Below are 10,132 nucleotides of genomic sequence, written 5' to 3' on the forward strand. Positions count from 1 at the left end.
AATTTACCACCGGGAGGCCGGTTACGGCAAAGGCTCAAAATTGACTTGGCCGAAAGGGATCAGCAATATTAGACTGTTGCGGCAGGCTTCAAGGATTCGCCCGAGGAGAAATATGGCAACCGGGACGCGCGTCAAGGCGCGGACGAGCCCGGCCGTCGGCGGGGCGCGTGAAAAACATTTTCAAGGGCTGGATCGGGAAACGCTCCTGAAGCTCTATCGCGTCATGTACACCAGCCGCAAGATTGACGACCGCGAAATTCAACTCAAGCGGCAGAACAAGATTCACTTCCAGATCAGCGGGGCCGGGCATGAAGCCATTCTGGCGACGGCCGGGCTGGTGCTGAAGCCGGCCCACGACTGGTTTTACCTTTACTACCGCGATCGGGCGCTTTGCCTGATGCTCGGGATGACCCCCTACGAGATGTTTGCCGAAGCGGTAGGAACGGCGGACGACCCGAATTCCGGCGGCCGGCAGATGCCCAGCCACTGGGGGCATCGCAAGCTGAACATCGTGAGCAAAGGGTCTTGCACCGGAACGCAATTTCTCCAGGCGGTGGGCTGCGCCGAAGCCGGCACATACCTGGAAAAGCACCCGAACGCCGCCGTGGCCGAGGGAGGGCGCCCGGAGCGCGATGAGATTGTATTTGTCTCGGGCGGCGACGGAGCCACCAGCGAGGGCGAGTTCTTCGAGGCCTTGAACACCGCCAGCTCCCGCTCCCTTCCCATCCTCTTTCTGATTGAGGACAACGGCTACGCCATCTCCGTTCCCGTCGAGGTGCAAACCGCCGGCGCAAACATTTCCAAGCTTGTTTCCACCTATCCCGGCCTGTTGATCGCCGAATGTGACGGGACCGACGTGTTCGAGAGCTACGCCGCCATGGTAAAGGCGGCGAAATACGTCCGCGAGCGCAAAGGGCCGGCGCTGGTCCACGCCCACGTCATCCGGCCCTATTCCCACTCGCTTTCCGACGATGAAAAGCTCTACAAGCCCGATGCCGAGCGCGAAGAAGAAGCCCGGCGCGACCCGGTCCGAAAACTGAGGCTGTTCCTGGTGCAGGAAGGCCTGGCCGAGGAAAGGGAGGTGGAAGAAACCGAATCCGAAGCCGCCCGCAAGGTCATCGAGGCGGCGGATCAAGCGCTCGCCGCGCCTCTCCCGGCGGCGGATTCCATCTATCGCCACGTTTATTCCGAGGCGGTGGATCCCGCCTCCGAAGCGTTTGCCACCCCGCCGAAGCCCGGCGGCGAGCCGCGCACCATGGTGGAACTGATCAACGCCTGTCTCCACGATGAGATGGCGCGGGATGAGCGCATGGTTGTTTTCGGAGAAGATGTGGCCGATGTAAGCCGCGAGGAGCACCTGGGCAAGGTCAAGGGCAAGGGCGGCGTCTTCAAAGTAACCGCCGGGTTGCAGCGCAAGTTTGGCTCGGACCGCGTCTTCAATTCCCCGCTTGCTGAAGCCAACATCATCGGCCGGGCGATCGGCATGGCGACACGCGGGCTGAAGCCGGTCGTGGAAATCCAGTTCTTTGACTACATCTTCCCGGCCATGCAGCAGCTTCGAAACGAATTGCCGCTCCTCCGCTGGCGGTCGAATGGAAACTTCAAATGCCCGGCGGTGATTCGCGTGCCCATCGGCGGCTACCTGCATGGCGGCGCCATCTACCACAGCCAGTCGAGCGAGGTGCTCTTCACGCACACGCCGGGCATGCGGGTCGTCATGCCTTCAACGGCGCTGGACGCCAACGGGTTGCTGCGCACGGCCATCCGGTGCGACGACCCGGTGATGTTTCTCGAGCACAAGCATCTCTACCGGCAGACGTACAATCGCGCGGCCTATCCCGGGCCGGACTTCATGATCCCGTTTGGCAAAGCCTCGGTGGTGCGGGCGGGCGATCAAGTAAGCGTGATCACCTACGGCGCGGTGGTGCAGCGAGCGATGCAGGCGGCGGGCGTGCTCGCACGCGAAGGAATCGAGCTTGAGATCGTTGACCTCCGATCCCTTTCGCCCTACGACTGGGAAGCGGTCGCCGCCACGGTGCGCAAGACCAACCGCGTCATCATCGCTTATGAGGACATGATGACGGGCGGCTACGGCGCTGAGATTGCCGCCCGCATTGCCGAGGAACTCTTTGAGGAGCTGGACGCTCCGCTCAAGCGGGTCGCGGCCGAGGATGTCTTCTGCGCTTATCAGCCGGCTCTCGAAGAGGTCATCCTGCCGCAGGCTGAGGACATCGTTCGCACCGCCCGGGAACTGGCTAAATTCTAAATCGTTCCCACCAGGCCGTCAGGGGAGCACCTGATAGCTCAGGCAAACCCGCCGGCGGCGGGTAAAGGCGGTTCGTTCCTCCCGGGCCCCCGATTTTACGGAACAAAACCATCTCGGGCTGCGTTTTTCATTGTAGAGATGGAGCGAGGAGGCGGCTGTGTACTGCACGAACTGCGGAAAAGACATCCAGGAACACTCGAACTTCTGTTACTTTTGCGGTGCCAGGCAGGGGGCGCCTGCGGCCGGCGGCACCGGGCCATTGCCGCCACCCCGCCCCAAGCGCCGCCTGGTGCGCTCGCGCCGGGATAAAATGATCGCCGGCGTTTGCGGCGGATTTGCCGAATACGTCGAGCTGGACCCGACCATCGTCCGCATTATCTGGGTTCTGCTGGCGCTGGTTGGCGGCGGTGGATTGCTGGCCTACATCATCGCCTGGATCGTCATGCCGCTCGAGCCCGCGCCGGCCCCGGTTGCCCAGGCAAGCTAACGCTGATTCAACCGGCTTCTTCCAGCATCTGTTTCATAACCCCGAAAAGACCTCCAGCGGCTTTGTCATGATGAGCCCCGACTCCTTCGGGGCGAAGCATCTTCACGCAAGATTCTTCGTCCCGATGCTTCGCGACCGAGACACCACCGGCGACTGGGGGTTCCGAAATACTCTCTAGGCGTTCTTGCCAAAGATGAGCCGGTCGAGCGAGATGAGCCCGGCGCCCACTGTAACCAAGGCGAGCGCGGCGCAACTCAGAAGCAGCGGGTATTCATACCCGCCCTGGCCGGTCAAGCCGTTCTTCAGGTGAACCTTCAAGACGGCAACCGCCATCTGCCCGGCAACGAGCAAACCCGCCAGCCGCGTCAGGAATCCTCCGATCAAGAGAATACCGCCAAAGAACTCCACCGCGCCGGCCAGATAGACCGTCCAGGCGGGAAAACCGATCTTCTCAAAAAAGCCGATCATTCCGGCCGTTTGCGTGAACAGTTTTGGGTAGCCATGGGCGATCAGAATGGCGCCGAGCGCCAGACGCAGGACCAGCAGGCCCAGGGGCTTCAAGGCTTCCAGACGACTCATTTTCTCCTCCGTGGTGAATTGGAAGTTTTCCCGGGAAAGAGGCGCGTATTGTAACACGGGGCATCCGCCACCGTGGGTTTGCCGCGGGGGGATGCCTGTCCAGGCCTATGAGCTCGTCGTCTCCTGGCAGGAGATCCCGGAGCGGCCGAGTTCTCTAAGAAAGCGGTCCGTCGGCACCGAGATTTCCTGTCGGTGGATACCCGGGCCGATTTCGCCGCCGGCCAGCATCTGGGCGACGATGGAGCCGGAGAAGGCGGTGGTGCGTTGCATGCCGGTCAGCCGGTTTTTCTCGTCGTACCCATCGATGATTTCATAGGTGATGGTGCGGGGTTGACCGTTCTTCTTCCCGGCAACAACCACGCGCAGCAAGAGGATGTCGCGGCCGTCACCAACCAGGTTTGCTTCGAGGAGTCGTTCGAGCAGCGCCCTGGGCCGGATGGAGACCCCTTCGACACGCAGAGGCTTCGAAGACATGAGGCCGAGTTGCGCGAGGGCGCGCATTTTTTCCGCGTGGCCGGGATGGCGGATGGTTTTGTCGTCCAGCGTTTGAACCCTGCCCAGAAAAGTTTCGCACAGCGTGGACGTTCCGCCGGAGGTGTAAAAGGCTTCGAGCCTTCCGATGGGCGGCGGGAACACAATCTCCTCGATGCCGGTCAGCGATTCCACCTGGCACAATTTCCCTTCGCGAATGATCTCGGAAGGCTCGACGTATTCGTTTACCAGACCGCCCGCCGAGAAAAAAAGCTCGTACATCAACGGCGGCCGCGGATTCTGGGGGATGCCCCCGCATCGAATTTGGATGTGTTCCACCCTGTCCAGCTTTTTTGCGCCGTGCGCGACAAGGATGGAGCCCAACCCGGGAACCACGCCGCAGTCCGGCACAATCCCCACGCCCTTCTTCCTGGCTGCGCCATCGAGCTTGAATTGGGCGCGGACGACGTCGTGATTCCCACCCAGGTCGCAAAACGGGACTCGCGCCTGGATGGCAGCGCGGCTGAGAGCAAGGTTGAAGCGATAAGGGACGGCGCTCAAGGCCGCGCCGTGGCCCTTCATCAGGCGCGCCGCCGAGCTTCTGGCGCAGTCAAAGACCCTGGCGGCAACCCGGCGATCCTTAAGCCAGCGGGAGGCCATTTGCACCCGCGAGCGATCCGCGTCCGCCAGAGTGACCCCGGCGATTCCCGGAGAGCGAAGCATGTGCCAGGCGGCCGCTATCCCCATTCGTCCCGCCCCGAAAATGAGTATTTTCACAAAATCCTCCGCTTATATATGAATCGGGCTCTTCGCAGACATGCGCGAGACGCATCTCTGCGCCGCCCACCGTGATCCATCGCCGACGTCAAACACCTCCGGGCTTTGCGAAGTCCGCTGAAGGCGAATGTGGGAGAACGAAGCCAAAATAATCCGCGCTCCAATATCGCCGAGAACCATGTGGAAATCAAGACTACCGAAGCTGCTCCGCGGCTTGCCCGCCAAGGACTCTTTCCGGTCTATCGTCAAACTGTTTTGGGCGGGCTTGCCCGCCAAGGACTCTTTCCGGTCTATCGTCAAACTGTTTTGGGCGGGCTTGCCTCCCGCAGCCCCCTGATGACAGAATAGTGGCGAGAGAATAGTATCGCTCGAGCCGTTACAACTTGATTTGCCTGGTACGGAATGACGGGGATGGCCGGCTCGCCCGCCGTCGGGCATGGGGCAACGTCGGTTTACGCTCTGTTAGGAGAAATGGGATTGGGAAGGCGCTGGAATTAGGCGAACCTTTAGCGCCGGCGTGTCCCGGGCTGCTTCCATGAACCCACCAGCTCAACCTCTCCCGTCCTCCCATCAAAAGAGTGATGCCACCATCCGGGCGATTGGGGTATGCACCGGCGGAGGCGACTGCCCCGGGCTTAATGCGGTCATCCGCTCGGTCTATCACGCGGCGCAGCATCGCTATGGCTGGCGGGTGATCGGCATCGAAGATGGTTTTGACGGGCTCATCTGGACGGAAAAATCGCATGTGATGACGGCGGCGGAAGTGCGCGGGATCCTACCGCGAGGCGGAACGATCCTCGGCACCACCAACCGCGGCAACCCCTTCGCCTACGAGAGGGAAGAGAATGGGGTGAAGGTGCGGCGGGATTTCTCGCAGCAACTCATCCACAACATGAACGCGCTGGGCATCGACGCCCTGATTGTGATCGGCGGCGACGGCACGATGAAGATCGCCCGCGACCTCTTTGCCCGCGGCGTGCCGGTGGTGGGAGTCCCCAAGACCATTGACAATGACCTCTCGGCCACTGACGTCACCTTCGGCTTTGACACTGCCCTCCATACCGCCACCGACGCCATCGACAAGATCCACACCACCGCCGAGAGCCATCACCGGGTGATGCTGGTGGAAGTGATGGGCCGCGACGCCGGTTGGATCGCGCTGGACGCGGGGATTGCCGGCGGCGCCGATATCATCCTCATCCCGGAAATACCCTTCAGCGTGGAAAAGGTTTGCGAGCGCATCGAGGAACTTGAGAAAGGCGGCAAAGGGTTCAGCGTTATCGTGGTGGCGGAAGGAATTATGCCCTCGGCGAGCGACGGGGCTCGCCGGCCGGGCACCGCTGCCAACGCCGTCGGCGACCTGATTGCCATGAAGACCAAGAAAGAGGTGCGGGTGACCGCCCTGGGACACATCCAGCGCGGCGGCTCGCCTTCCCCTTTCGACCGTGTGCTGGCTTCGCGATACGGGGTGGCCGCCGTGAACCTGGTCGCGCGAGGAGATTTTGGCAAGATGGTAGCCCTCCGGGGAACCCAAATTATCTCCGTTGACCTCCGGGAGGCCACCGGAAAGACGAAGCTGGTAGATCCCGGCGGGGAAAAGGTGAGCATGGCCCGCTCTTTGGGAATTTCGTTCGGAGATAAGTAGTCCATGCGACGAATCGTGCTGATTCTCCTGGTGCTCCTGGTGGGCGTAACGGGCTATCGCGCCTGGAAGGCGCGGCAGAAACCGATAGGCGAGGGATTTGTCACCGTGCGGGCGCTTACGGTTTGGAGCCGCGTCGCCCAGGTGAAAGAACCGGTGACGAAACTGCGCAATGGCGCCCGCGTTTGGATCTTCGAGCAGCGCGAGGAATGGTCGCGCGTGCGCACGGAAGACGGGAAAGAGGGCTGGGTGCAAAACGAGTATTTGGCCAGTCGGCATATCTACGAGAAATTTGTGCAACTCGGCGAGAAGCACGCCGCTGACCCTCCCCAGGCCCAAGGCCATGTGCGCGCGCTTTCGAATCTCCGCACCCATCCTGGGCGGGATAGCGACCGGCTCTTTCAGGTTGACGTCAACGAGAAAGTGGAAATCCTGGGTCGCGCCCTCGCGCCAGCCCCGTACCATGTCGGTACGGGGCCGGGGCAGCCGCTCGAGGGGGCAGTGGGTGGCGAGCCACCCACTTCCGGCGAGCCACTCGCCAGCAAAGAAGAATGGTACTTGATTCGGTCACCGGGCGCGCCAGGCGACATCCCCCAGATTGGGTGGATCTATGGTCGTCTGGTGGCGTTCGACCCGCCTGAGGAGCTGCTCGACTACGCGAAAGAGAAACGCTGCGTCGCCTGGTTTGTGCTGAACCAGGTAAAAGACCCGGTGCAAGGTGCCAGGAACCAATATCTTGTGCTGGCGGCAGGCCGCGGCGAGGACGAGTCCTGTGATTTTGCCGAGATGCGCGTTTTCACCTGGAACACCCGGGCGCATCGGTATGAGACGGCTTTCCGGCAAGGCAACATCTGCGGCCAATGGCCGGCGCGCGTGCTCGAGTCTGATCCCCTGCCGGCTTTCGCGCTAACCTTTTCCGACCGGCGCAACCCGGCCCGCGAACGGATCTATCAGCTTCGCCAAACTGTGGTGCGAAGAGTGAAGTGAGGGATGACCGGGGCGAAGGATTCATCCTGAAGGAGCAACGTGAGCGAACCCGAGCTGATTGATTGTCCCGAGTGCGGCAACTGGCAATTCTTTCGTGAAATTCGGCTCGAGACTCATTCCGTCCCCTTCGCCGTGACCGAAGGAGAGATCGAGTGGGGCACGGAAGAAAGCGCTGCGCCGGCGATCGTGACCCAAATCGTCTGCGGCTATTGCAACGCCCTCATCCATCGGAATGACGTGGCCGCGCCCGAAGTGCGCGACGCGAGCAATTACAAAGATGCCGCCAAACTCTTCGCCTCAAGCCGTCTGCGCCGCGGAACGGCCAAGGATTCACTGCCCGAAGGCGTCTGAACGGTTGACCCGTAGAGCGGTACCGCGGCAATGATGAGTTTGACGCATGACAACCCGCGAACGACTTCCGTGCCACAGCTCGACTGGGCACTGGTCGCTGATCGCTGGTCGCTTGGGTAACATGCTGAGACCTTTCTGCGAACGTTTTCGCCGGACAGTCGCCGTCGCTCTCTTATGCGCCGCTTGTCTCGCTGCGCCTCGCTGGCTTGTGGCTCAGGATCAGGTAACCTCCCCGCCGTGGCGGGAGGAATTTCGCCAACGTTCGGCGGCGGTCGTGGCCGACCGCGAGGCTGAGGTGGAGGAATCTTCCGTCAAGCTCGAGGCCGCTTTGAGTATCCTGGATGGCGTCGTGCTCGCTGGCCTGAACAGCGGTCAAACCAGTGATCTCGCCGGCCTCAACCAAACTTTGCGGGAATACCTTGCTGCTGGTTCCCCGCTGGCCGAGGAGTATTCGCTTCAGCCGTTTCAAGCGACTCCCGGGCTGTTCGTTTTGACGGCCAATTTCAGCCCGATCGGTCCGGGGGCGTTGCGTTTTTACGCCCGGCACGCGGGGAATTTCCGGCTGGTCTCCTCGCTCACCCGCTTCGCTGATTCCCGGCTCGATGATTCCTTCATCCGCTTTGTTCCCATCCCGGAGGCCTGGCAGGCCGTCTTCCTGACGGTTTCCGGACGGACAGACCGATGGCGAACAGGCACGTTTGCCGTTTGGCGTTTGAGCGAGGGAGGGTTCTCGTTGCTGTGGGAAAGGGAGGCGTTGCCGCTCAGTGAATATCGGTGGCAGGGAAACCGTTTCATCCTGGACTATTGCGCGGAAACGGACGAGCAAAAGGCTTCCGTCTGCCGTCGCCCGGCGCATGAAGTCTATGCCTGGACCGACAATCGCTGGCAGGAGGTTTCTTCGCCTTAGCCGGCAGTCGGGCTAGCCGGCGATTCCCAAATGCTCCTCCACCCTTGCTGCTTTGAGCCGCGTCAGGGATTATCGGGCCTTCCGCCCGGCTCGCCCGCTGATGTCTTTCTGTCATTATGCGCGGAGCGAAGAATCTCTCAGAAGGGGGGGTTCCTGCACGCATGAAGAAAGCGTCACTCGTGGTCGGGTTGATAGTTTGTGTAGAGTTGATTCTGGCCGCGTCCCCAGCGTCGGCCGGCGGGAAGCCATCACTTCCCCAGCCTTCCACATTCTCCATAGTCGCTTACGATCCGGCCAGCGGCGACTTGGGCGTTGGCGTCGCGTCGAAATTTCCCGCCGTCGGCACCATGGTGCCCTGGGCCAGGGCGGGTGTGGGGGCCGTGGCCACCCAGGCAGCCGCCAATCTTGCTTTCGGCGAGCAGGGTCTCAAGTTGCTGGAACAGGGCTTGAGCCCCGCGGATGCCCTCAGGAAACTGATCGCTGCCGACACGGGCCGGGACGACCGGCAGGTGGCTATGGTGGACGCAAAAGGCCGCGTGGCTGCCTGGACGGGAAAAAATTGTTTCGCTTTCGCCGGGCACATGCCCGATCACTCATACCACTTTTCGGTGCAAGGAAATATTCTGACTGGCCGCGAGGTGATTGACGCCATGGCCAAAGCCTACCGCGCCTCGCCGGGCCGGTTAGCCGAGCGTTTGCTGGCCGCCCTCGAAGCGGGTGAAGCTGCCGGCGGCGACCGTCGCGGAAAAGAATCGGCCGCCCTTCTCGTCGTCCGCCGGGGCAAGGGCTACGGCGGCTACGGCGACCGGTGGATCGATCTGCGCGTGGATGACCACGCCGAGCCGGTCAAAGAGCTGGGCCGGTTGCTTCAAGTCCACACTCTCTACTTCGGTGAAACTGATCCGGCCAAGCTCCACCGGCTGACCCCCTCGCTCGTCCGCGAAATTCAAACCATCCTCAAGCGCCGCGGCTTTTACAAGGGCGACGTCAACGGCGCCTATGACCAGGCAACGCGCAAGGCGCTCGAAGACTACCAGGGCTGGGAAAATCTGGAAATGCGCTTTCGCAACGATGACCGCATCGACGACGTGGTCTTGACCTATATGCGCCGGCACGAAGGGAAGACTCCATGAACCACTGCCCGGCGACATGGTACCGCCCGGCCCTCGCCCTGATTTTGCTGGTGATCGTTGCCGCGACCTCTTCCTTTGCGCCCCAGGGAGAGACGGAAGAGCAACGCTTCTTCCGCGCCGCCGATGAAACGCTGGCGCAGGTGGCTCGGATCACCGGCCTCGCGCCCAAGCACCCCATCGCCCGCTCCCTCAAATCGCGCGAAGAAATTCGCGCCTACATCATCGCTCATCTCCATGAGGACTTGCCGCCGGAAAAAATACGCGCCGACCAGGTTGCCATGGAAAAATTCGGCCTGATCCCCAAAGGCTTCCCGCTCGAAAAGTTTACCGTTGACCTCCTCACCGAGCAGGTCGCCGCCCTCTATGACCCCAAGAAAAAGGAGTTCTACATCGCCGATTGGATTCCGGTGGAACTCCAGCGGACGATCATGGCGCACGAGCTGACCCATGCCCTCCAGGATCAATATTTCGATCTCGAGAAGTGGCTCAAGGAAGTCAGGACAAACGACGACGCCTTGCTGGCACGCACCGC

11 protein-coding genes are annotated in these 10,132 nt (G+C 61.8%); 9 read left to right on the forward strand and 2 right to left on the reverse strand.

What is annotated here, in order from left to right; all coding sequences use genetic code 11:
* Window positions 1–112: 112 nt before the first annotated feature.
* Window positions 113–2,266 carry a dehydrogenase E1 component subunit alpha/beta gene (locus tag VIH17_01785; protein HEY4681963.1) on the forward strand — a complete coding sequence of 718 codons (2,154 nt, stop codon included), beginning with the start codon at window positions 113–115 and terminating at the stop codon, window positions 2,264–2,266.
* Between the two features lie 157 nt (window positions 2,267–2,423).
* The gene (locus tag VIH17_01790; GenBank protein ID HEY4681964.1) at window positions 2,424–2,753 is read left to right on the forward strand and encodes a PspC domain-containing protein; all 330 of its coding nucleotides are present in this window, start codon (window positions 2,424–2,426) and stop codon (window positions 2,751–2,753) included.
* Window positions 2,754–2,927: 174 nt separating this feature from the next.
* Here VIH17_01790 and VIH17_01795 read toward each other — a convergent pair whose 3' ends face one another.
* Window positions 2,928–3,332, reverse strand: a complete 405-nt coding sequence (locus VIH17_01795; protein HEY4681965.1) for a DoxX family protein — start codon at window positions 3,330–3,332, stop codon at window positions 2,928–2,930.
* Between the two features lie 105 nt (window positions 3,333–3,437).
* A complete protein-coding gene (locus tag VIH17_01800) occupies window positions 3,438–4,580 on the reverse strand; it encodes a saccharopine dehydrogenase C-terminal domain-containing protein (GenBank protein ID HEY4681966.1) in 1,143 nt (380 codons plus the stop codon).
* Between the two features lie 129 nt (window positions 4,581–4,709).
* Here VIH17_01800 and VIH17_01805 point away from each other — a divergent pair, with 129 nt between their 5' ends.
* From VIH17_01805 to VIH17_01835, 7 genes are all read left to right on the forward strand, one after another.
* A complete protein-coding gene (locus VIH17_01805) occupies window positions 4,710–4,928 on the forward strand; it encodes a hypothetical protein (protein HEY4681967.1) in 219 nt (72 codons plus the stop codon).
* Window positions 4,929–5,115: 187 nt separating this feature from the next.
* Entirely contained in the window at window positions 5,116–6,225 is a 1,110-nt protein-coding gene (locus tag VIH17_01810) for an ATP-dependent 6-phosphofructokinase (GenBank protein HEY4681968.1), read from the forward strand.
* A gap of 3 nt (window positions 6,226–6,228) precedes the next feature.
* Entirely contained in the window at window positions 6,229–7,209 is a 981-nt protein-coding gene (locus VIH17_01815; protein ID HEY4681969.1) for an SH3 domain-containing protein, read from the forward strand.
* Window positions 7,210–7,248: 39 nt separating this feature from the next.
* Window positions 7,249–7,560, forward strand: coding sequence for a hypothetical protein (locus VIH17_01820; GenBank protein ID HEY4681970.1), 312 nt, complete (start codon window positions 7,249–7,251; stop codon window positions 7,558–7,560).
* Window positions 7,561–7,606: 46 nt separating this feature from the next.
* Window positions 7,607–8,467 carry a hypothetical protein gene (locus tag VIH17_01825; protein ID HEY4681971.1) on the forward strand — a complete coding sequence of 287 codons (861 nt, stop codon included), beginning with the start codon at window positions 7,607–7,609 and terminating at the stop codon, window positions 8,465–8,467.
* A gap of 161 nt (window positions 8,468–8,628) precedes the next feature.
* Complete coding sequence (locus VIH17_01830; GenBank protein ID HEY4681972.1) at window positions 8,629–9,600, forward strand: DUF1028 domain-containing protein; 972 nt, start codon at window positions 8,629–8,631, stop codon at window positions 9,598–9,600.
* Window positions 9,597–10,132: hypothetical protein (locus VIH17_01835; GenBank protein HEY4681973.1), on the forward strand; the 536-nt coding region annotated here is incomplete at its 3' end. The genes VIH17_01830 and VIH17_01835, both read left to right, overlap by 4 nt.

Source organism: Candidatus Acidiferrales bacterium, assembly GCA_036514995.1.
GTDB lineage: Bacteria > Acidobacteriota > Terriglobia > Acidiferrales > DATBWB01 > DATBWB01.